Source organism: Pseudomonas sp. NPDC088885, assembly GCF_044750025.1.
Lineage (GTDB): Bacteria > Pseudomonadota > Gammaproteobacteria > Pseudomonadales > Pseudomonadaceae > Aquipseudomonas > Aquipseudomonas rustica.
In genome coordinates this window covers 33,775-56,379 of record NZ_JBIVJB010000015.1, presented here as the reverse complement: position 1 = coordinate 56,379, position 22,605 = coordinate 33,775, and the positions used below count along the sequence as shown (strand labels likewise).

Genomic DNA, 22,605 nt, shown 5'->3' with positions numbered 1-22,605 from the left:
TGGAAGATTGATCTGTCGAATGTCAGTCGGCCAATTCCGGGCAATTGCGAAACTGCGCAAGTGCTTCGGGATTGGCCAGAGCGTCAGTATTTTTCACCGGTCGGCCGTGCACGACGTTCCGCACGGCCAACTCGACAATCTTGCCGCTGATGGTGCGGGGAATGTCGGTGACGGCGATGATTTTTGCCGGTACATGCCGAGGCGTAGTGTTGCCACGAATGACTTCGCGGATCTGCCGTTGTAATGCCTCATCAAGGGCAGCGCCATCCTGCAACCGGACAAACAACACCACGCGAACATCGTCCTGCCATTGCTGGCCGATGACCACGCTGTCGAGTACTTGCGCGACTTTCTCCACCTGACGGTAGATCTCGGCCGTGCCGATACGCACGCCGCCAGGATTGAGCACGGCGTCGGAGCGGCCGTGAATCAGCATCGCGCCATGGGCCAGTTCTTCGGCGTAATCGCCCTGTGCCCACACGCCGGGAAACAGCTCAAAATACGATTGCCGGAGCTTTTCGCCATTCGCATCATTCCACAGACCAATGGGCATCGCCGGGAAATGCCGGGTACACACCAGCTCACCTTTTTCACCGATCACCGCTTGGCCATCGTCATTCCACACCTCGACCGCCATCCCCAGACTTTTGCCCATCATTTCGCCACGGCGCACCGGTGACATGGGATTGCCGTTGACGAAGCATGAAACGATGTCGGTGCCACCGGACATCGAACTCAGGCACACATCGGCTTTGACGTCACGGTAGACGAAGTCGTAACTACGTGGCGCCAACGCCGAGCCGGTACACAGCAGCGTTTTCAGGCTGCTCAAGTCATGACTTTCGCGGGGTTTAATGCCGCTGCTTTCCAGCGTGGCAAGAAATTTCGGGCTGGTGCCGAACACGCTGATGCGCTCATCGTCGATCAGATCCAGCAAGCGTTCGTTGTCGGGATGAAACGGTGAACCGTCGTACAACACCACCGCGCTGCCGACCGCCAGCGCGGACACCAGCCAGTTCCACATCATCCAGCCGCAGGTCGTGTAGTAGAACAAACGGTCGCCGGAACCTAGATCGACGTGCAGGCCATGTTCTTTAACGTGTTGCAGTAAAACGCCGCCGGTACCGTGGATGATGCATTTCGGCACACCGGTGGTGCCGCTGGAATACAACACGTAGAGCGGATGGGCGAAAGGCACCGGTATAAAAAACGGCGCGCCGCCAGTCACGTAAAACTCATCCCATAGCGTGACGTTTGCCAACGTATGGTAATCCTCGGCGCGGGCATGTGGCCGAGCGTACGGTACGACAATCAACTGTTGCAACGTCGGCAACTGTTCGAGGATTTCATTGAGCTTGGAGGTCTGGTCGATTTCGTTACCGGCATATCGGTAGCCCGCGCAGGTGATCAATACTTTCGGTTCAATCTGCCCGAAACGATCAATCACGCCATGGGTACCGAAATCGGGCGACGAGCACGACCAGATGGCACCGAGACTGGTGGTGGCCAACATCGCCACCAGCGTCTGCCAGGTGTTGGGCATACACGCGGCAACACGATCGCCACTGACCACCCCGACGGCTTGCAGGCTGGCTTGAAATCCGGCGACCTGTTGCGCCAGTTCGGCCCACGTCAGTTGTTCACGCTGGCCATTTTCAGCCACCGCAACAACGGCGACGGCATCGTCGCGACGGCGCAGCAGGTGCTCGGCGAAATTCAATGTGGCGCCCGGAAACCATTCCGCGCCGGGCATTTTTGCGCCTTCACGCAGCACCGCATCAGGTTGCGTATGGAAGCGGATATCGAAGAAATCAACGATGGCTTGCCAGAATTCTGCGCGCAGCTCGACGCTCCATTGGTGCAGGTCGGCGTAGCTGTCGAGGTTCAAGCCATGACGCTGATTGATCGAGCGGCGGAAGGTGTCCATCCGCGATTGGGCAATACGGGTGGCATCGGGTTCCCAGAGGATGTCGGACATGGATTGCCTCTTGTTTTGGTGTTCGCAAACGATGTTCAGGTAATAGACCGCTAACTGTAAGAGTGAGCCTGCTCGCGATGGCTCAATCGCAGTCACACATTTGTCGACTGAGACACTGCCATCGCGAGCAGGCTCACTCCTACAGGGTCACTGCGCTAGCCAGCCACCATCAATATTCCAAGCCGCCCCACGTACTTGGCTGCCTGCCTCACTGCACAAAAACAGCACCAACTCACCCAGATGCTGCGGCGTCACAAACTCCAGCGACGGTTGCTTTTCGGCCAGCAAATCGTGCTGTGCTTGCTGCGGTTCAACACCCTTGGCCGCGCGATCATCGATCTGCTTCTGCACCAGCGGCGTCAACACCCAGCCCGGGCAGATCGCGTTGCAGGTGACGTTACTGGTCGCGGTTTCCAGGCCGACCACTTTGGTCAAACCAATCACGCCATGCTTGGCCGCAACATACGCCGCTTTGCCCGTCGAGCCGACTTGGCCGTGCACGGACGCAATGTTGATGATCCGGCCCCAACCCTTGGTGCGCATGCCCGGCAAGCTCAGGCGAGTGCTGTGAAATACCGACGACAGATTGATCGCAATAATCGAATCCCAGCGCTCCACCGGAAACTCTTCTACCGCCGCGACATGCTGGATGCCGGCATTGTTGACCAGAATGTCCACGCCACCGAACTCGCGCTCGGCGTAGGCGATCATGTCGGCGATCTGCGCCGGGTCGCTGACATCGGCGGGGTGATGGCCGACCTTGCCGCCGAACTGGCCGACTTCGGCAATCACGGCGGAGGCATCACCGAAACCGTTGAGAATCAGATTGGCGCCGGCCTTGGCCAGGCTCAGCGCGATGCCCAGACCGATGCCGCTGGTGGAACCGGTAACCAGTGCGGTCTTGCCCGTAAGAGTGGTCATGAATACCTCACACAATGCCAGTGGCGTAGAAAGTGCCGATCACTACGAAAACCGCGAGGGTCTTGATCAGCGTAATACAGAAAATGTCTTTATAGGCTTCACGGTGGGTCAGGCCGGTGACCGCGAGCAGCGTGATTACCGCGCCGTTGTGCGGCAGGGTGTCCATGCCGCCACTGGCCATCGCGGCCACGCGGTGCAGCACTTCCAGCGGAATATTCGCCGCATGCGCCGCTGCGATAAATTGCTCGGACATCGCCGCCAGCGCAATGCTCATGCCGCCCGAGGCGGAGCCGGTGATGCCGGCCAGCAGGGTCACGGTAATCGCTTCATTGACCAGCGGATTGGGAATGCCTTTGAGCCAGTCTGCCAGCACCAGAAAACCAGGCAGGGACGCGATCACCGCACCAAAGCCGTATTCCGAAGCAGTGTTCATCGCCGCCAGTAACGCACCGCTGACCGCACTTTTGCTGCCTTCGGCAAGTTTGCTGCGAATCGCTTTAAAGCCGAAGGCGAGCACCATCAGAATGCCCACCAACAATGCCGCCTGAACCGCCCAGATCGCCGTCAATTTGGCGATTTCAGTGGTGACTGGCGTGGCCATCCCCGGCAACGCGAGACTGTGGGTTTTGCCGTACCACTGCGGAATCCACTGGGTGAACAGCAGGTTCATAATGCCCACCGCGAGTAGCGGCGACAGCGCGATCCACGGATTAGGAAGCTTCAGATCCTCAGCAGTCTCCGGTTCGTTACGCAGTTCGGTGCCGTAACCTTCACCAGCCCGTTGCGCCTTGTTGCGCTGACGCTGCAGAAACAGCATGCCGGCGCAGAACACGAAAATCGTACCGATCAGACCCAGCCAGGGCGCGGCCCACGCGGTGGTGTTGAAGAAGGTGCTGGGGATTATGTTCTGGATTTGCGGGGTGCCGGGCAGGGCGTCCATGGTGAAGGAAAATGCGCCGAGGGCAATGGTCGCCGGAATCAGCCGTTTGGGAATATTGCTCTGGCGGAACATCTCCGCCGCAAACGGGTAGACGGCAAACACCACCACGAACAGCGAAACGCCGCCGTAAGTGAGCAGGGCGCAGACCAGCACGATGACCAGCATCGCCTGTTTGGTGCCGAGGAACTTGATCGCGGCGGCGACGATCGAGCGCGAGAACCCCGAGAGTTCGATCAGCTTGCCGAAAACGGCGCCAAGCAGAAATACAGGGAAATAGAGTTTGATGAACCCGACCATTTTTTCCATGAACACCCCGGTGAACGCAGGAGCGACGGCGGACGGGTCGGTGAGCAGGACGGCGCCGAGTGCGGCGATCGGGGCAAAAAGGATAACGCTGTAGCCACGGTAAGCGGCGAGCATCAGCAGCGCGAGGGCTGCCAAGGCAATGATCACACTCATGGTGTGTCTCTCCGGAGTTGTTATTTTTGTGGGTGGTGCGGTGTGGGAGAGGATATAGCCAGATTTGTGCCAGGTGTTTAAGTTATTGATATATATGGGTTTGTCGTAGTAATTGGCGCGAGCTTATGAAGTGTTGTCTCTTTTTTGAGATGGTCGCTGTCTGTGAGGGCCTCTTCGTGAGCAAGCCCACTCCCACCTTTGGAATGCGTTCCCCTGTGGGAGTGGGCTTGCTCACGAAGCTTTTGATCTTGTCTTATTAGGGAGATAAATATCTCTTAAATGAGACTATGCAACGCCCAGTGCCACCATTTTCTTATACAACGTCGACCGCCCAAGCCCGAGCCGAGCCGCCGCCTCCGGCACTTTCCCCGCACATTGCGCAAGGGCGGCCTCAATCAATTGCCGATCAAACCGCTCCCGCGCTTGAGCGAATGTCTCCTCACTTGGCGCTTCAAGTGTGGGCGCCGACGCACGCTCAACCGGGCTCAGCGGCCCGATTGCTGCACGAATGTCACTCCCCGTCAGCATCAAGTCATCACTGAGCAACGCCGCGCGCTCGAGCACATTACGCAACTCGCGAATATTCCCCGGCCAGGCGTGCTGCCCGAGCAGTTCCAGCGCATCGCGATGCAGCTCGTGCTGACTACGCAGCTCCTCCAGAATCGCCTCACTGAGCGCCGGCAGATCATCAAGACGCTCGCGCAACGGCGGCACCTGAATCGGCAGGACATTGAGGCGGTAATACAAATCGGCACGGAACTCGCCGCGTTTGATCGCCGCTTGTAAATCGGTCGAAGTAGCAGCTATCACCCGCACATCGCTTTGAATCACCTCGTTCGAGCCCACTGGCTCAAACTCCTTTTCCTGCAAAACCCGCAGCAGTTTGCTTTGCAGCGGCAGCGGCATGTCGCCGATCTCGTCAAGAAACAACGTGCCGCCCTGGGCGATTTGCAATTTGCCGGTGCGGCCCTTGCGGTCGGCGCCGGTGAACGCGCCCGGCGCTGTGCCGAAGAATTCCGCTTCCAGCAGCGCTTCAGGAATCGCCGCGCTGTTGATGCTGACGAACGCCTTGTGCGCACGCGGCGAAGCACTGTGAATGGCCTGCGCCAACAACTCTTTGCCGGTGCCGGTTTCACCGAGCAGCAACACCGGCGACTCGGCACTCGCGCTGCGACGTGCGCGGCGTTTGACTTCAAGGCTGGCGGCGCTGGTACCGATGAAGTGGGCGAAGTTGTATTTGGTCTGTCGTGCGCGCAGCAGTGAACGAGTCGAGGCCAATTCTTCCTGCATGCTCAGGTAGCGCTTGAGCATCGGCGATAGCGTGCGCAACTCGTCGAACAGGGCGAAACCGATGGCGCCAATGACGGTGCCGGCGTCGTCATGGATCGGCAGGCGCATCACCACCAACGGTTCTTTTGGCGTGTCTTGCATGTCGAGCAGGATCGGCCGCCCGGTGCGCACCACTTCACGCAGCAGGCTGCCGGGGATCACGCTTTCGCAGGGTTTGCCGATGGCGCCTTCAGCGGAATCGAGGCCAAATCGGCGCGCGTAACGCTCATTCATCCAGACGATATTGGCATCACGATCAACGATCACCGTGCCTTCGCTGGACTGCTCGATGATCTCGAACAACGAGCGGATCGCCAGCGTGCGCACGCGTTGGTAGTCCTTGAGGCTTTCGGTGGTGTTCATGGGGTGGATCCTGGATGTTCTGGTTTTCTGTGCTGGCCTCTTCGCGGGCAAGCCTTGCTCCTACAGAATTCGCGTTATCTGTAGGAGCAAAGCTTGCTCGCGATGGCCGCGACGCGGTTTTTTAAGCTAAAACGCCTACCCCGGATGTGCCGCCGCCAACAGCTCTTTGGTATACGGATGCTGCGGCGAATCAAACACATCATGACTGGCGCCGCGCTCGACCACTTTGCCGTCCTTGATCACGATCATGTCGTGCGCCAAGGCGCGCACCACCGCCAGATCATGGCTGATGAACAAATAGGTCAAACCGTGCTTTTCCTGTAAATCGCGAAGGAGGGCGACCACTTGTTTCTGCACGGTGCGATCCAGCGCAGAGGTAGGCTCATCCAGCAAAATCAGCGCCGGTTTCAGCACCAGCGCCCGCGCGATGGCAATACGCTGACGCTGACCACCGGAAAACTCATGAGGGTAACGATGACGGCTTTCCGGGTCGAGACCGACTTCCTTGAGCACACGGATCACTTGCGCATCGCATTCATCGGCGGTGGATTCGCAATGCACTTCCAGACCTTCGCTGATGATCTGCGCCACCGACATGCGCGGGCTGAGGCTGCCGAACGGATCCTGAAACACCACCTGCATCTGCCGACGCCATGGCCGCAGTTGCTTCTGGTTGAGCCCGTCGAGCGCTTCGCCCTGAAAACGGATGCTGCCTTCGGAGTCGAGCAAGCGCAGAATCGCCTGACCCAGCGTTGATTTGCCCGAACCGGACTCGCCGACGATTCCCAAGGTTTTGCCACGCTGAATGGTCAGGCTGATACCGTCCACTGCGCGCAAATACTGCTTGCGCTGAAACAGACCGCCGCCCAAGGCAAAATCGACCCGCAGATCCTCGACTTCCAGCACGTTCTCACGCTCATCGCGGGGCAGTGCTTCGCCCTCGGGCTCGGCGTTGAGCAAGACGCAGCTGTACGGATGCTTCGGTTCGGTAAACAAAATCTCGCACGGCGCCTGCTCGACTATTTCCCCGGCCTTCATCACGCAAACCCGCTGAGCGATGCTGCGCACCAGATTCAGATCGTGGCTGATCAGCAGCAGCGACATGCCGAGGCGTTGTTGCAGGGATTTGAGCAGCAGCAGGATCTTGCGCTGCACCGTCACGTCCAGCGCGGTCGTCGGCTCGTCGGCGATCAGCAATTCTGGTTCGCACGCCAGCGCCATGGCGATCATCACCCGCTGCCGTTGCCCGCCAGACAATTGATGCGGATAAGCCTTGAGGCGTTCTTCAGGCTTTTTGATGCCAACCAGTTGCAGCAATTCCAGAATGCGCGACTGCGCCGCTTTGCCGCCGAGGCCACGGTGCAGCAGCAGGGTTTCGCCGATCTGTTTTTCGATGGTGTGCAGTGGATTGAGCGAAGTCATCGGCTCTTGGAAAATCATCGCAATGCGATTGCCGCGCAGTTCGCGCAAGACCTTGAGATCCGCGCCGACCAGTTCCTGGTCACGATAACGAATGCTGCCGGTAGTGCGGGCATCACACTCGGGCAGCAATTGCAGGATCGAATGCGCGGTCACCGATTTGCCCGAACCCGACTCGCCGACCAGCGCCAGGCACTCGCCTGGGCGGATGTCCAGACACAGGTTGCGCACCACGGTCTGGCCATTGAAGGCGACGTTGAGGTCGCGGATTTCGATCAGGTTGTCAGTCATCGTCAATCTCTGCTTCAAGAGCGTGGGTCGAAGGCGTCTCGCAACGCTTCGCCGATAAACACCAGCAACGACAGAATCAGTGCCAAGGTGAAAAACGCCGTCAAACCTAACCATGGCGCCTGCAGATTCTGTTTGCCCTGACCGATCAGTTCACCCAGCGAAGCGCTGCCGGCGGGCATGCCAAAACCGAGAAAATCCAGCGCGGTGAGGGTAGAAATTGCACCGGTCAGAATAAACGGCAGATAACTCAACGTGGCGTTCATCGCGTTGGGCAGGATGTGCCGGACAATCACTTTGCGATCAGTCAGCCCCAAGGCCCGCGCGGCTTTGACGTATTCCAGATTGCGCCCACGCAGGAACTCGGCGCGCACTACATCGACCAGCGCCAGCCACGAAAACAGCGCCATGATCCCCAGCAGCCACCAGAAATTCGGCTCGACGAAACCGGAGAGGATGATCAGCAGATACAGCACCGGCAACCCCGACCAGACTTCCAGCAGGCGTTGCCCGATCAAGTCGACCCAGCCGCCGTAATAGCCTTGCAGCGCACCGGCCGCAATGCCGATCAGCGCACTGACAAACGTCAGCATCAACGCAAACAGTATCGACACCCGCGCACCGAAAATCACCCGCGCCAGTACGTCCCGCGCCTGATCGTCGGTGCCCAGCCAGTTCACCGTTGTCGGTGGGCTCGGCGCCGGTTTGTTGAGGTCGTAATTGGGCGTGTCATCGCTGAACGGAATCGGCGGGAATAGCAGCCAGCCACCGTCCTTGCGGATCAGATTCTGCACGTACTCGCTACGATAATCGGCCTGAAACGGTAGTTGCCCGCCGAACTCCTGCTCGGTGTGACGCTTGAACACCGGGAAATACCATTCACCCTGATAGCTGACCATCAGCGGTTTGTCGTTGGCGATCAACTCGCCGCCCAACGTCAACGCAAACAGACCGATAAACAGCCACAACGACCACCAGCCGCGACGGTTTTTCTTGAAGCGCTCGAAGCGGCGACGGCCCAACGGCGAAAACTTGAACATCAGGCGTTCCTCGCGGCGAAGTCGATGCGCGGATCCACCAGCGTGTAGCAGAGGTCGCCAATCAGTTTTATCAGGAGGCCAAACAGGGTGAAGATGAACAGCGAACCGAATACCACCGGATAGTCACGAGAGACTGCCGCTTCGTAGCTCATGCGCCCGAGACCGTCGAGGGAGAAGATCACTTCGATCAACAACGAACCGGCAAAGAACACGCTGATGAACGCTTGAGGAATGCCTGACACCACCAGCAGCATCGCGTTACGAAACACATGCCCATAGAGCACGCGTCGCTCGCTCAAGCCTTTGGCCCGGGCAGTCACCACGTACTGGCGAGTGATTTCGTTGAGGAACGAGTTTTTGGTCAAAATCGTCAGCGTGGCGAATCCGCCGATCACCAGCGCCGTCACTGGCAGCGCAAGATGCCAGAAGTAGTCAGCGATCTTGCCGAGTGTCGACAGCGATTCGAAGTTGTCCGAGACCAGACCGCGCACCGGGAACCAGTTCAGCGAAGTGCCGCCGGCAAACACCACGATCAGGAACATCGCAAAGAGGAACGCCGGCATCGCGTAACCAATGATGATTGCGGTACTGCTCCAGATATCGAAATGACTGCCGTGGTGCACGGCTTTGCGGATGCCCAGCGGAATCGATACCAGATAGGTGATCAGCGTCGCCCAGAGCCCAAGGGAAATGGTCACCGGCATTTTTTCGAGGATGAGGTCGGTCACCGTGGCGCCGCGAAAGAAGCTCTTGCCGAAGTCCAGTTGCGCGTAATTCTTCAGCATGAGCCACAGCCGTTCATGCGCGGGTTTGTCGAAGCCGTACTGTTTTTCGATGTCCTTGATCAGTTGCGGGTCGAGGCCGCGACTGGCGCGCGATGTACTGCTAATGGCTTCACTGGCACCACCACCGACATTGCCGCCGCCGATGCCTTGCAAGTGAGCGATGGCCTGTTCCACCGGGCCACCGGGCGCGGCCTGAATGATCACGAAGTTGACCAGCAGAATGATCACCAGTGTCGGAATGATCAGCAGCAGACGCCGCAGTATGTAATCCCACATCAGTGCGGCCCTCCGGGTTTGCCACGTCCGATTTTCTCGGCCGTCATCTGTTGGTTGGTCAGCGGTGTGCTGCTGATTTCCCACCAACTCTCGATCGCTTCGTCATTGCTCGCTTGCACCGCCGGCATGCCGAAGCGGTTCCACCAAACGGTTGAAGTGCCAGGCGGGTAATAGTTGGGAATCCAGTAATAATTCCATTGCAGCACCCGATCCAGTGCGTGGGCGTAATGCAGCATGTCGGATTGCGTCGAGGCACGGATCAGGCCGTTGATCAGCGTATCGACGGCCGGGTTTTTCAGCACCATGTAATTGTTGGCGCCGGGGTCGTTGGCCGAGGCCGAGCCGAAATAGTTGAGCAGCTCGCCGCCGGGGGAAGTGCTGACCGGGTAGCCGGTGACGATCATGTCGTAGTCGCGACTCATCAGGCGATTGACGTATTGCGAGGAATCGATGCGGCGGATGTTGAGGTCGATGCCGATTTGTTTCAGCGTGCGTTTATAAGGCAGGAGCAAGCGATCCATGCCGTTCTGGCTGACCAGAAAAGTGAAGCTCAGCGGCTCGCCCTCGGCGTTGACCAACTGGTCGCCATCCGGCTTCCAGCCAGCCTGTTGCAGCAGCTGCAAGGCTTGCAGCTGTTTATCGCGGATCATCCCGCTTCCATCGGTTTTCGGCGCCTCGAACACTTGATTGAAGACTTCGTCAGGCACCTGGCCACGCAGCGGCTCAAGGATCTGCAGCTCCTGCGCATCGGGCAGTTTTGACGCGGCGAGCTCAGTGTTGGAAAAGTAGCTTTGCTGGCGGATGTACAGGTTGCGCATCATCTGCCGGTTGCTCCACTCGAAATCCCAGAGCATGGCCAGTGCCTGACGCACGCGACGATCCTGGAACATCGGCTTCTGCAGGTTGAAGACGAAACCTTGCGCCGATTGCGGCGCCTCAGTGGCCAAATGAGCCTTTTGCAGGCGCCCGTCACTCAATGCCGGGCTGTCGTAACCGATCGAGTAACCGGTGGCCGAAAATTCGCGGTTGTAGTCATACGCGCCACCGCGCAGCACCTGACGGGCGACGTCGGTGTCACCGAAATACTCGATGCTGAAGTGATCGAAGTTGTACAAGCCGCGGCTGACCGGCAGATCCTTGCCCCACCAGTTGGCATTGCGTTCAAAAGTGATACTGCGTCCGGAGTCGACCTTGCCGACGCGATACGGGCCGCTGCCCAATGGCGCTTCATAGCCGCCACCGCCAGCGAAGTCACGGGTCTTCCACCAATGCTCGGGAAACACCGGCAGGGTGGCGATATCCAGTGGCAGAGTGCGGTTTTCATTGCTCTTGAAATCGAAGCGTACCGTCAGCGGCGCTTCGATTTCGACACCTTTGACGTCGGCGAATTGCGTGCGATAGCGCAGGCTGCCTTGGGTCATCAACAAATCGTAGGTGTAGCGCACGTCCTCGGCGGTGATCGGCGTACCGTCGGCGAAACGCGCTTTGGGGTTGATGAAAAAGCGCAAGGACAACCCATCGTCAGCGCGCTCGATTTTTTGCGCGACGAGGCCGTAGACGGTATAAGGCTCATCCATCGAGCGCTGCGCCAGCGGCGAATAGAGCATGCCGTCGATCTGGGTGACGCCGATGCCTTTGTCTATATAAGGAAGGATATGGTCGAAGTGGCCGATCTCGATCGCCGAGCGGCGCATCGTTCCGCCCTTGGGCGCCTGCGGATTGGCGTAGTCGAAGTGGCTGAAACCGGCGGCATACTTCGCCGGCTCGCCATATACGGTCAATGCATGTTGCGGTGCCGCGCTCACACCAACGGCGCTCAACAGCAGCGTCACGGCAGTGAACATCAATGTGGGGAAAGCCAGTCGCATTGTCAGCCTTAGAGCCGGGTGATCGATAAGCGTAATTTGTACGCGAGCAACGCGCGGCTCGCCAGCCGTATCGTGTAACTGAAACACAACGGCCCACCAAAAGGCGGGCCGTTATGTTTCATTCAATGCGAAGGATCAGTCCTGACGGCTGGTCACTTCCAGCAGGTGATAACCGAACTGGGTTTTCACCGGGCCTTGCACGGTGTTGACCGGTGCGCTGAATACTACGGTGTCGAATTCCTTGACCATCTGGCCAGGACCGAACGAACCGAGGTCGCCGCCCTGACGGCTGGAAGGGCAGGTGGAGTTGGCCTTGGCCACTTCGGCGAAATCAGCACCGGCTTCGATCTGGGCTTTGAGTTCGTTGCACTTGTCTTCGCTGGCAACAAGGATGTGACGGGCAGTGGCTTTAGCCATGGGGAAAATCTCCAATCAATATCAGTAAAGTGCGGAGCCTACCGGATTCAGTGGGCGATTTCTCGGCAAAGTTCCGTTCATGTGCAGGCGCCAATCTCACAGGTTCACCGCTTGCAGGCGGCGGGCGTGCTCTACGTACAGCTCAATCGGGTTCGGTGATACTGCGCGCGCAGGGCTGACGCCACGCAGAATGGACAGATGGTCGAACGGGTAGTCCGAACGGATCACGATTCCCAGGTGAGAGCTGAAGCGACCGACAAAACCATCGTTTTGTCCGGCGTCTTTTTTGAAGTATTTCGAGAGCTTCCGGCAGATGTGCTCCACCGGATCCAGTGATGGCTGGCTGTGATCGGGCAGCGTCCCACTCCATGAATAGTAGCGAACGCCATTGACGCAATCCGGTCCCTGACCGCCCCAACTTTCGGGCAGGCCTTGCGGATACTGTTGGTTGAAGCGCGCCGCCCCTTGCGTCGTCAACGCGCCCAATGCCGCAAGGGCATTTTGTGGCATCGCGACGCTGCCACTGAGTACAGATAAAAAGTCGGCAAACAGGGTGACAACGTTCTGCGCGACTTTTTCGGGTAGCTCACCCGGAATCAGTGCCTGACGTAAAACATCAGCCAGTTCTGAACCGTGGTTGGGGCCGCTGACCGAGGTCACTGAAGCGACGGTGTGTGGCGCAAGCGCAGCAGCGTAGCGGGCAGCCAATGCGCCTTGGCTGTGGCCGATCAGGTTGACTTTGTTCGAACCTGTGCCTCTGAGTACACGGTCGATTTGTAGCAACAGTTGTTCACCGCGCACTTCGTTGTCATGGGTGGCTGAAAGGTGCGGCACAAACACTCGACAGCCAACCGCTTGAAGCGCCTCTTTGACGGCATGGAAGAGTTCGAAGTGACCGATACGCTCGAATCCGAACAGACCATGGATCAGCAGGATCGGGTACTGAGTTGTAGCATTCCGTTGCATGTTTATTACCTTTTCGCAGAGGTTCGGGGTGAAATCTGCGTGCCACTCTAAAACAGTCATTCTCTCGGCGAAGTACGAATAAGCCTCGCTGGTTGTTTGAATCTGGACTAGAAGCTGTACGAAATTTCGGAGAGTGCTGAGAGCCAGCTCCGAATATCCGGACGTCTACCGCGATCCGAGCATCGGTTTCGGTGTACTTGCCTACTTTCCGTGCTGCCTTTGCCTCGCCTCTACAAGGTATTTGGCTGATAGCCGCCCGTTGTTTGAACGCGTTAAATATGGACTGTCGACGCGGTCAGTGAAGACCGCGTTTTATCCAAGGAATGGAGGCATCAATGACTACTCAGGACGCAAAGGCAGCAGCCACTTCATCGCAGCAGCTGACAGCACTTTTTCACGACCGCTGGATAGCACTCGACAGGCAAGGGACGCTTAACATCAAAGCCAATGAGACTTCCCTGGAGTTGTCTTTTCGAGCGGAAAATCCTCCGGATGATTGCCTCGCAGCCTGCCAACTGCTCGCGCCGAGCGTGGACTCGACGACAGCCGCTGTACTTGATCCGTCCTTGAAAAGAGCCACCGTACGGATTGCGCCTTACCCGGGCATGGCCTGCGGCGATAAAGTGCTTTTGCGCTGGGAAGGGCTGGATATCGAAGGTCTGGCCTATCAGCATGAAGTCAGCCGTTTCGTCAGCGAAGCGCAGGTCGGCAAGGCAATCGTTTTTGTCATCAAGGGCGTGCATGTTGCTGCGCTTGATGGCGGATCGCTGGAGCTCTACTGGACGCTCTACAGTGCTACGCAGCTGCAACCCATGACCTCGGCACGCCTGCAACTGGATGTCGGCGACGTGCGCCCGAATCTGCTGGCACCTTACGTTGACGAGGCGGTCGGCAATGTACTTGATCCTGAACGCATCACCGAGGGTGCATGCATCACGCTTCGACCTTATGCGCGTATGGCGGAAGGCGATCGAGTGCTGCTGACATGGCAGGGCGCGGCTGACGTTTTTAGTGATGCATTGACGCTTGAGAAGTTTGCCGTGGGCGCTGTGCTTTCCTTCTGGGTAGGGGCGGAGCACATCGTCGGGCAAGTCGGCGACGAGGTGACCGCCCGCTATCGGGTCGAGCCGAAGATCGGTGAAGCGCGAGATTCCGACGCCGCGACATTTGTGATAGCACCCTTGATTCGCGGATTGCTTGAAGCACCGGACGTGCTCGAAGCTCAGGATGGTGAACTGGATACAGTGGACTCAACGGACGGCGTCACCGTGGTGATCGGCAATGCTCAGGCGCAGGAAGGTGATCTGGTTTATCTCAAGTGCGATGGTGATTATTTCAACCATCGTGATGAGCGCGAGATCACCCGGGATTCAGTAGGCCAGCCGTTGGTGTTCATCGTTCCGCACCGGTTCTGGCGCGAGCACCAAGGTTCGACGGTGCGTATCGCCTACTCGGTGGAACGTTCGGATGATGACAGTCAGGCCTCAGCGGTGACGCTGTTGCGGGTGGAATAGCATCGAGCCCCTCCGGCGTTGAGCACCGGAGGGAGGATCGTCAGATCTGCGCCTGAGCGCTCAGCCGTTGGGCCGCGTCGAGAAGCAAACGCTCCGTAGCGTCGAAACCCAGGCAACCGTCGGTAATCGACACGCCGTAGCGCAGCGATGGACTCAGCGGCTGGCAACCTTCGAACAGATGCGACTCGAGCATCATGCCGATCAGCGAGCGATCACCTTGCAGACGTTGCTCAAGCACGTCGTTGAAAACGGCCGGTTGGCGCAGGGGATCCTTGCCGCTGTTCGCGTGGCTGCAATCGACCATGATCCGGCCGGGAATTTTCAGTCGGGTCAGCTCGGTGTTGATGGTCGTCACGCTATCGCGGTCGTAGTTGGGGCCTTTGTGGCCGCCACGCAGTACCAGGTGTGTGTCGGGGTTGCCCGGCGTTTGAATGATTGCCGGATGACCCTGGCTGTCCACCCCGAAATGCCGATGCGGGTGGGCGGCTGAGCGCATAGCATCGACTGCGACGGCGGCGCCACCGTCCGTGCCGTTCTTGAAGCCGACCGGCATGCCCAGTCCACTCGCCATCTCGCGGTGGATCTGCGATTCGGTGGTGCGCGCGCCAATGGCGACCCAGCTCAGTAGATCATCGAAGTAACCGGCGGCCATGGGTTGCAGCAATTCGGTTGCGACTGGCAGACCAAGGCGAATCGTTTCCAGCATCAATTCACGCGACAGGGTCAGGCCGCGAGCCATGTCATCGCTGCCGTCCAGATGCGGGTCGTAGGCCAGGCCTTTCCAGCCGACAGTAGTACGCGGTTTTTCGACGTAGGCACGCATTACCAAAAGCATTTCGTCGCTGACCTGATGGGCGAGGCGGGCAAGTTTGTCGGCGTATTCCAGAGCGGACTGAGGATCATGGATTGAGCAAGGGCCGACGATGACCAGTAAACGTTGGTCTTCACCGTTGAGAATGGCGCGTACCGCTTGACGGTGGGCGGCGACTTGCTGGCCCAAGGCCGTGCTCAGGGGCATTTGCTGCTTGAGTTGCAACGAGCTGGGCAGACGCAGGGTCAGCGCTTCGTTGGCAGAGTTGAGGCTGGACAGTGGCAGAGCAGAAACGGACGAGTTCATATTCACAATTCCTGGGCTGGCGGCGGGTACTTCCCGCTCGCTCGGCCCTACTGGGGTGTTCGACAATTGGCCGGATTGGCTACGTGTGTGCGTTTGCCACCTGTAGGTGACCGATCGGAGGCGGCAGGCTGTCCCGAGCGGAGGCTGGTAAATCGCCATGCGGTAAAAGTGTCGTAACGGTAATAAGTGGCGTAGTTCATCGCGTAAATCCTCAAAAGTGTCTGGTGCATTGCTGAAAAATTCGGGGCCTGAAAAAACAAAACCCCCGGTCGGGAGGCCGACCGGGGGTTGAGAAATCTCTGGTAGGCGACCCGTTTTACATGGGCGCCGTTTGGGTATCAGGCGCGCTAGTGGCTAAACCAATACCCAAAATAAAAGCTGACCGGAGCACAAACGTCTTTCGCCCACGCAGCCGCCATCGAGCGCAGGGCGCTGACGATACGAAGCTGTGGAAGGGCGTTGAACATGGTCTGTCTCCAATGAATGCGCCGAGCTTACTAGAGGCCGATGCGCCTCAGCAATCAGAAAATGCTATGGCGTGAAGAACATTTTGCCTATCGCTTGAGCGTAGCAACAGTTGTGACAAACTCAGCGTTTTGCCTGAACCCAAGGATGAACCATGTCGACGCTGACCATTGCTGCCGCCCAATCCATCTCCATTGCGGGGGATCTTGCGGCGAATATCCAACGCCATTTGCGCTTCATCGAAGTGGCTGCGGAGCAGGGCGTCGAGCTCTTGGTATTTCCGGAGTTGTCACTGACTGGCTACGAAAATGAAGTGGCGGCGGCGTTGGCGATTGATCCGCAAGACGCGATTCTGCAACCGTTGCGGGATCAAGCACGAATGCTGGGCGTCACGACGGTCGTCGGTATGCCGGTTCGGGTTCCACAGCGTGACCAGGTTTGGATCGGTGCGCTGGTATTGGGCGCCGACAGCTCGCTCGGTGTTTACAGCAAGCAACATCTGCACACGGGCGAAGATCGATTCTTCGCCCCCGGCGTCGGCGGCGCACCACTCAATATGGGTGATGACATTGTGGCGCTGGCGGTCTGTGCCGACTTTAACCACGCCAGCCACGCCGCTGCCGCCGCTGATCAAGGCGCCAGCCTGTATGCGGCGGGCGTGTTGATCAGCGAAAAAGGTTATGTAGCGGATTGCGCGTTGCTACAAGGTTATGCGCGCGAGCATTCGATGGCGGTGCTGATGGCCAACCATGGCGGTGTCTCGGGTGGCTGGCAATCGGCAGGACGCAGTGCGATCTGGTCGGAGGAGGGCGCCCTGGTTATTTCTGCTTCGGGTGCGGGCGATTGTCTGGTGGTTGCACAACGTCATGACGGAGCCTGGAAGGGCCGGGTTATTGCGCTGGAGCAGGCCTGATGAGCTTCCAGTTGCGTCGTGCGACGGCGGCGGATCTGGCGTTCGCCAGAGATCTTACCTGCCGCAACATGCTGCGCTATTACATTCAATACGATCTGCTTTGGCAGGATGACGCGTTCGATGTGGCCTGGTCGGGCCGTGAGAACTGGCTGCTGATTCGCGATGACGTGTCGTTGGGCTTTCTGAGTCTGAGCCGGGATTCGCGGGCACTGTACATACGCGAATTGCAGCTGGCTGAAGCGTTTCAGGGGCAGGGCGCGGGATCCTGGGCAATTGATCAGGTTATCGAGATGGCTCGCCATGAGAAGCGTACAGCTTTGCGTCTGACGGTCTTCGAAAACAATCCGGCAAAAAATTTGTATCAGCGAAAAGGACTACAGCTTCATGGAAAGGACGAGTGTTTCCTGCGCATGCAGCTCGATTTGAGCACGCCTGTGCTCTGAAAGCCACGGCTGGCAAGACCTCAAAGATGAATTGAAACTTTTTAAATGCGCCTTTCCGCTAGGTCTGTCTGGCTCTTTTTGCTAAGGTGTCGGGCATCCCAATAAGACCATATCGCGAGGTGTCTGCTTGATTAGGGTGCTAGTGGTCGATGACCATGATCTCGTTCGTACAGGCATTACACGGATGCTGGCCGATATCGATGGCCTGCAAGTGGTTGGCCAGGCCGAGTCCGGGGAAGAGTCCCTGATCAAGGCGCGTGAGTTGAAGCCCGACGTGGTGCTGATGGACGTCAAGATGCCCGGCATCGGCGGGCTTGAAGCCACCCGCAAGCTGCTGCGCAGTCATCCGGATATCAAGGTGGTTGCCGTCACTGTGTGCGAAGAGGATCCCTTTCCGACACGGTTGCTGCAAGCAGGTGCCGCCGGTTACCTGACCAAGGGCGCGGGATTGCCGGAGATGGTTCAGGCCATTCGCCTGGTCTTTGCTGGTCAGCGCTACATCAGCCCGCAGATCGCTCAACAGTTGGCGATCAAGTCTTTCCAGCCAACCAACGACTCGCCGTTCGATGCCTTGTCCGAGCGCGAAATCCAGATTGCGTTGATGATTGTCGGTTGTCAGAAAGTGCAGATCATTTCCGACAAATTGTGCCTGTCGCCAAAAACCGTGAACACCTACCGTTACCGTATTTTCGAGAAGCTCTCGATCAGCAGCGATGTTGAGTTGACCCTTCTGGCAGTCCGACACGGCATGGTCGATGCCAGCGCCTGACCATGACTGAAGTATTCGATTCCGGCGCCTTTCTCTCTACCGTCAGTGGGCGCCCCGGCGTTTATCGCATGTTCGACAGCGAGGCGCGTCTGCTTTACGTCGGCAAGGCCAAAAACCTCAAGAAGCGCTTGGCCAGCTATTTCCGCAAGACCGGGCTGGCGCCGAAAACCGCTGCGCTGGTCGGGCGTATCGCTCAGGTCGAAACGACCATCACCGCCAACGAAACCGAGGCGCTGCTGCTTGAGCAGACACTGATCAAGGAATGGCGGCCGCCGTACAACATTCTGTTGCGCGACGATAAATCCTATCCCTACGTGTTTTTGTCGGACGGCCAGTTCCCGCGTCTGAGCATTCATCGCGGCGCGAAAAAGGCCAAAGGTAAATACTTCGGGCCATATCCGAGCGCCGGGGCGATTCGCGAAAGCCTCAGCCTGTTGCAAAAGACTTTCTTCGTTCGTCAGTGCGAAGACAGCTATTACAAGAACCGCACCCGTCCGTGCCTGCAATATCAGATCAAACGCTGCAAAGCGCCGTGCGTCGGCCTGGTCGAGCCTGAGGTGTACGCCGAAGACGTGCGTCACTCGGTGATGTTCCTTGAAGGGCGTAGCCACGCGCTGACCAATGAACTGTCGACGGCGATGGAGGAGGCAGCGATCAACCTCGAATTCGAGCGCGCCGCCGAATTGCGCGATCAGATCGCCTTGCTGCGCCGGGTTCAGGATCAGCAGAGCATGGAAGGCGGTACGGGAGATATCGACGTCATCGCCGCGTTCGTCAATCCGGGCGGTGCCTGCGTGCATCTGATCAGTGTCCGTGGCGGGCGCGTGCTCGGCAGCAAGAATTTCTTCCCGCAGGTCGGGATTGAAGAAGATGTCTCTGAGGTTATGGCGGCGTTTCTCGGACAGTACTTCATCAGCAGCCCGGAACGCGATCTGCCGAGCGAGTTGATCGTCAACGTCGTCCACGAAGACTTCCCGACGCTGATCGAAGCCATTCACAAGTTGCGCGGTCGTGAGTTGGCCATCAGCCATCGGGTGCGTGGCACGCGAGCGCGCTGGCAACAGTTGGCGGTCACCAACGCCGAACAGGCACTGAGTGCGCGTCTGGCCAACCGTCAACACACCGCCGCGCGTTTTGAAGCATTGGCCGAAGTGCTCAATCTGGACGAGCCGCCGCAGCGTCTGGAGTGTTACGACATCAGTCACTCCAGTGGTGAAGCGACCGTCGCATCATGTGTAGTGTTCGGCCCGGAAGGCGCCATCAAGTCGGATTACCGCCGCTACAACATCGAAGGTGTGACAGCGGGCGACGATTACGCCGCCATGCACCAGGCCTTGACCCGACGCTTCAGCAAGCTGAAGGAAGGCGAGGGCAAGCTGCCGGACATTCTGCTGGTCGACGGTGGCAAAGGTCAGTTGTCGATGGCGCGTGACGTGCTCAACGAATTGGCGGTGCCGGATCTGATCTTGCTTGGCGTTGCAAAAGGCGCAACGCGCAAGGCTGGTTTCGAAACTCTGTATCTGAATGATGCGGCGCACGAGTTCACGCTGCGCGGCGACTCGCCGGCGCTGCATCTGATCCAGCAGATCCGCGATGAAGCGCACCGTTTTGCAATTAACGGGCACCGCGCACGTCGCGGCAAAACCCGGCGTACCTCAACGCTGGAAGGCGTTGCCGGTGTCGGGCCTACCCGGCGTCGAGATTTGCTCAAACATTTTGGTGGATTGCAGGAGCTGACTCGTGCCAGCATCGAAGAGATCGCCAAAGCCCCGGGGATCAGTAAAAAGCTCGCAGAGTCGATTTATGCGAACCTGCATAGCGAGTAGAATGCCCCCTCACCTCGTAGCCAGTTGTGCCGATGAATATCCCTAATCTGATTACCGTTCTACGCGTCCTGCTTATCCCGATCTTCATTTTGCTGTTCTATTTGCCGTACCAGTGGAGCTACATGGCGTCCGCTTCGGTGTTTGCTTTTGCCGCTGCAACGGACTGGCTGGATGGTTATCTGGCCCGTCGCCTGGAGCAAAGCACGCCATTCGGTGCATTTCTCGACCCGGTTGCCGATAAGCTGATGGTCGCCGTCGCATTGGTGTTGTTGGTGCAAGAACACGGCAACCTGTGGTTGACTCTGCCAGCCGCCGTTATCATCGGTCGCGAGATTGTCGTGTCGGCACTGCGTGAGTGGATGGCCGAGCTGGGTGCCCGCGCGCATGTCGCCGTGTCCAATCTCGGCAAATGGAAAACCGCCGCACAAATGCTCGCGCTGGTGATCCTGTTGGCCAATCCGAAGGACTTTACCTTTTGGGTCATTCTGGGTTATTCGCTGTTGATGATCTCCGCAGGCCTGACGTTGTGGTCGATGGTTCAATACCTTCGCGCTGCCTGGCCGCATCTGAAGACCGATGTTGAAAAGAAATAAAACTTTTTTGAATCAAGGGGTTGACGGAGCTTCTTAATTCTATAGAATGCGCATCACCAAGCGGGAATAGCTCAGTTGGTAGAGCACGACCTTGCCAAGGTCGGGGTCGCGAGTTCGAGTCTCGTTTCCCGCTCCAAGTTTAAAACGCGTTTGTTGTTGTGCTACTGATAGCAAACGTTTTGAGGCCGAGTAGCAAAATGGTTATGCAGTGGATTGCAAATCCACCTACGCCGGTTCGATTCCGACCTCGGCCTCCACTATAAACAAGCTCCGTAGATCCATGATTTACGGAGCTTTTTTATTTGCATTGCGCTGTAAGATTTAGTCTTTAAAACAGCCAATGCGAACTTGCTTCACCGGGGAGTGATGTATATATTTCCCGCTCGGCTGTTCAAGCCTGCATCCTGTCAGGATCGCGACTGAACAGTCGGAGACAGCAACACCGCGCTACCGCCCGAATGGCGAAACTGGTAGACGCATGGGACTTAAAATCCCCCGCTCGTAAGGGCGTGCCGGTTCGATTCCGGCTTCGGGCACCATAAATATCAAGGGCTTGCATGACATATCTCATGCAGGCCCTTTTTTGTGCCTGGGTTTATTGCTCGGCTCTTGGTTTCAGCGTGTCACATGCCTTGGCCGTCGCTCTTTCAATTCAGCATCTATAGTCAAATTCCCAAGTCCAAACAGGTGGAATTCGTCATGAAACGATTAGGTCTGTTCTTCGCGTCTTTGGTTGTTGCAACACCGCTGTTTGCCGCTGATGACTTGTGCGCCATTAACTTGCAGAAACTGCACGACCTCAAACAGACGGCAGTGATGGGACAGCCTGCTTTGGGCAATATCCAGCAAGACCGTAAAGATGCCGAGGCCGCGCAAAAGGCAGGCGACAAACAGAAGTGTATTGATTTAACGAACCGGGCTTTGAAGACCGTGAAGGATGTTCAGGGCAACAACTAGAAAGCAATGGGCCGGCACTCGCCGGCCCATTTTTTATTGCGGACTAAACGAAGGCTTGTCCGGCAAAGCCGCGAGGCAGGCGTTGACGCCCAGGCATCGCAGCCAAACGCTCTACCCATGAGGAGCGCCAGTTGACGGCGTGGTGTGTGGTTTTGGCCTGGCGTGTTGCGCGTCGAGCCGCGTTACGCTGATCTTTTCTGGCTTGCTTGTACGCATCGGTATTACGGCAGCTGCGGCACTTCACGCGATTGAGTTCGCGGCTGGCAGTGAGATGTTTGCCTTTATGCCCGCAGGCTAAATGACCATCGACGTTGAAATGGATAACCATGAATCGTCTCCTTTGTGACGTGTACTAAATTGTGACCACTGATAGCCGCGAGTGTTCGCCGAGCCAAATTTCAGGCAAAAAAACACCCGCATGCGGGCGGGTGTTAAGTGTGATCTCCAAAGGAGTGACTTCACAGTAAGCGCGTAGATGTGATGATTTTGTGAAAAATAAACAAATCAACGAGGAAAATATAAACGCCGGACAGATAATCCCTCGGTAACACAGCCGTCGCCGCTCTAGAGCCCCGATCGAAAATCGCAGCGGGGCGTTCGTGCTATTCGCGTTTGTTATCTAAACCGTGGCAGAGGCCGGTCAATGGGTCTGAGCGCCGACAGCGTGTTGCGAATCAACGGCGCGTCTTTCTCGATGTCATTCAGGCGATCGCGAATACGCAGGGCGGTGGGGTGACCGCCTTGATGATCAACCCAGTCGGCGATCTCTTTGCAAGCGGCCGCGAGGCGCGCCTGCCGGGCGTCGAGCAAGGTGAGGAGGGTGGTGATGGACTCTTTTTCGGACATGGAACACCTCCGTTCGGTGAAACCGCTGAGCGGCAGCAAAAAGCCCGCGAACTGCGAGCTTTATGCCGTTGGGGCGCTGCTCCTTCAGCTGGTTTCAGTATAGACCCGCAAAT

General features: G+C 57.9%; 20 protein-coding genes and 3 tRNA genes. 10 read left to right on the top strand and 13 right to left on the bottom strand.

Annotated features, from left to right (window positions below):
* Positions 1-22: 22 nt before the first annotated feature.
* The 10 genes from ACIP1X_RS10000 to ACIP1X_RS09955 all read right to left on the bottom strand — a co-directional run bounded on the left by ACIP1X_RS10000 (position 23) and on the right by ACIP1X_RS09955 (position 13,049).
* Positions 23-1,978 (bottom strand): acetoacetate--CoA ligase, encoded by a 1,956-nt coding sequence (locus tag ACIP1X_RS10000; protein WP_400751569.1) that lies wholly within the window; start codon positions 1,976-1,978, stop codon positions 23-25.
* Positions 1,979-2,125: 147 nt separating this feature from the next.
* The gene (gene hbdH, locus ACIP1X_RS09995) at positions 2,126-2,899 is read right to left on the bottom strand and encodes a 3-hydroxybutyrate dehydrogenase (protein WP_400751567.1); all 774 of its coding nucleotides are present in this window, start codon (positions 2,897-2,899) and stop codon (positions 2,126-2,128) included.
* 7 nt (positions 2,900-2,906) lie between these two features.
* On the bottom strand, positions 2,907-4,298 hold the full coding sequence (locus ACIP1X_RS09990) for a GntP family permease (RefSeq protein ID WP_400751564.1): 1,392 nt from the start codon (positions 4,296-4,298) through the stop codon (positions 2,907-2,909).
* A gap of 285 nt (positions 4,299-4,583) precedes the next feature.
* Positions 4,584-5,990 (bottom strand): sigma-54 interaction domain-containing protein, encoded by a 1,407-nt coding sequence (locus ACIP1X_RS09985; RefSeq protein ID WP_400751562.1) that lies wholly within the window; start codon positions 5,988-5,990, stop codon positions 4,584-4,586.
* A 135-nt stretch (positions 5,991-6,125) separates the two neighbouring features.
* Positions 6,126-7,700, bottom strand: a complete 1,575-nt coding sequence (locus ACIP1X_RS09980; RefSeq protein WP_400751559.1) for an ABC transporter ATP-binding protein — start codon at positions 7,698-7,700, stop codon at positions 6,126-6,128.
* A 14-nt stretch (positions 7,701-7,714) separates the two neighbouring features.
* Positions 7,715-8,737: an ABC transporter permease gene (locus ACIP1X_RS09975; protein WP_212550751.1), complete on the bottom strand. Its 1,023-nt coding sequence runs from the start codon at positions 8,735-8,737 to the stop codon at positions 7,715-7,717.
* Positions 8,737-9,798 carry a microcin C ABC transporter permease YejB gene (locus tag ACIP1X_RS09970; RefSeq protein WP_400751556.1) on the bottom strand — a complete coding sequence of 354 codons (1,062 nt, stop codon included), beginning with the start codon at positions 9,796-9,798 and terminating at the stop codon, positions 8,737-8,739. The genes ACIP1X_RS09975 and ACIP1X_RS09970 overlap by 1 nt, the downstream gene beginning before the upstream one ends.
* Positions 9,798-11,666 carry an extracellular solute-binding protein gene (locus ACIP1X_RS09965; RefSeq protein ID WP_400751554.1) on the bottom strand — a complete coding sequence of 623 codons (1,869 nt, stop codon included), beginning with the start codon at positions 11,664-11,666 and terminating at the stop codon, positions 9,798-9,800. Before ACIP1X_RS09965 ends, ACIP1X_RS09970 begins: the two co-directional genes overlap by 1 nt.
* Before the next feature lie 135 nt (positions 11,667-11,801).
* Positions 11,802-12,083, bottom strand: coding sequence for a peptidylprolyl isomerase (locus ACIP1X_RS09960; RefSeq protein ID WP_053120421.1), 282 nt, complete (start codon positions 12,081-12,083; stop codon positions 11,802-11,804).
* Between the two features lie 96 nt (positions 12,084-12,179).
* Positions 12,180-13,049, bottom strand: coding sequence for a lipase family alpha/beta hydrolase (locus tag ACIP1X_RS09955; protein ID WP_400751612.1), 870 nt, complete (start codon positions 13,047-13,049; stop codon positions 12,180-12,182).
* Between the two features lie 335 nt (positions 13,050-13,384).
* Between ACIP1X_RS09955 and ACIP1X_RS09950 the strand changes: the two genes are divergently transcribed.
* Positions 13,385-14,563, top strand: a complete 1,179-nt coding sequence (locus ACIP1X_RS09950) for a hypothetical protein (RefSeq protein WP_400751551.1) — start codon at positions 13,385-13,387, stop codon at positions 14,561-14,563.
* Positions 14,564-14,603: 40 nt separating this feature from the next.
* Here ACIP1X_RS09950 and ACIP1X_RS09945 read toward each other — a convergent pair whose 3' ends face one another.
* A complete protein-coding gene (locus tag ACIP1X_RS09945; RefSeq protein ID WP_400751548.1) occupies positions 14,604-15,680 on the bottom strand; it encodes a 3-deoxy-7-phosphoheptulonate synthase in 1,077 nt (358 codons plus the stop codon).
* Positions 15,681-16,299: 619 nt separating this feature from the next.
* On the opposite strand from ACIP1X_RS09945, the gene ACIP1X_RS09940 reads away from it, so the two are divergent.
* The 9 genes from ACIP1X_RS09940 (at position 16,300) to ACIP1X_RS09900 (ending at position 21,646) form a co-directional block, all read left to right on the top strand.
* Positions 16,300-17,058, top strand: coding sequence for a carbon-nitrogen hydrolase family protein (locus ACIP1X_RS09940; RefSeq protein ID WP_400751545.1), 759 nt, complete (start codon positions 16,300-16,302; stop codon positions 17,056-17,058).
* Entirely contained in the window at positions 17,058-17,501 is a 444-nt protein-coding gene (locus ACIP1X_RS09935; protein WP_400751542.1) for a GNAT family N-acetyltransferase, read from the top strand. Before ACIP1X_RS09940 ends, ACIP1X_RS09935 begins: the two co-directional genes overlap by 1 nt.
* A gap of 127 nt (positions 17,502-17,628) precedes the next feature.
* Positions 17,629-18,270 (top strand): UvrY/SirA/GacA family response regulator transcription factor, encoded by a 642-nt coding sequence (uvrY, locus tag ACIP1X_RS09930; protein WP_024012761.1) that lies wholly within the window; start codon positions 17,629-17,631, stop codon positions 18,268-18,270.
* Between the two features lie 2 nt (positions 18,271-18,272).
* The gene (gene uvrC / locus ACIP1X_RS09925) at positions 18,273-20,096 is read left to right on the top strand and encodes an excinuclease ABC subunit UvrC (protein WP_400751540.1); all 1,824 of its coding nucleotides are present in this window, start codon (positions 18,273-18,275) and stop codon (positions 20,094-20,096) included.
* 32 nt (positions 20,097-20,128) lie between these two features.
* Complete coding sequence (pgsA, locus tag ACIP1X_RS09920) at positions 20,129-20,689, top strand: CDP-diacylglycerol--glycerol-3-phosphate 3-phosphatidyltransferase (RefSeq protein ID WP_053120408.1); 561 nt, start codon at positions 20,129-20,131, stop codon at positions 20,687-20,689.
* Positions 20,690-20,749: 60 nt separating this feature from the next.
* Positions 20,750-20,825 (top strand) — tRNA-Gly (locus tag ACIP1X_RS09915).
* Between the two features lie 47 nt (positions 20,826-20,872).
* Positions 20,873-20,946 (top strand) — tRNA-Cys (locus ACIP1X_RS09910).
* Between the two features lie 195 nt (positions 20,947-21,141).
* Positions 21,142-21,228, top strand: a tRNA-Leu gene (locus ACIP1X_RS09905).
* Positions 21,229-21,388: 160 nt separating this feature from the next.
* Positions 21,389-21,646 carry a hypothetical protein gene (locus ACIP1X_RS09900; RefSeq protein ID WP_053120488.1) on the top strand — a complete coding sequence of 86 codons (258 nt, stop codon included), beginning with the start codon at positions 21,389-21,391 and terminating at the stop codon, positions 21,644-21,646.
* Positions 21,647-21,689: 43 nt separating this feature from the next.
* On the opposite strand, the gene ACIP1X_RS09895 is transcribed toward ACIP1X_RS09900, so the two are convergent.
* Both ACIP1X_RS09895 and ACIP1X_RS09890 read right to left on the bottom strand, forming a co-directional pair.
* Positions 21,690-21,974 (bottom strand): hypothetical protein, encoded by a 285-nt coding sequence (locus ACIP1X_RS09895; protein ID WP_053120401.1) that lies wholly within the window; start codon positions 21,972-21,974, stop codon positions 21,690-21,692.
* Between the two features lie 287 nt (positions 21,975-22,261).
* On the bottom strand, positions 22,262-22,492 hold the full coding sequence (locus ACIP1X_RS09890; RefSeq protein WP_053120399.1) for a hypothetical protein: 231 nt from the start codon (positions 22,490-22,492) through the stop codon (positions 22,262-22,264).
* Positions 22,493-22,605: the final 113 nt, after the last annotated feature.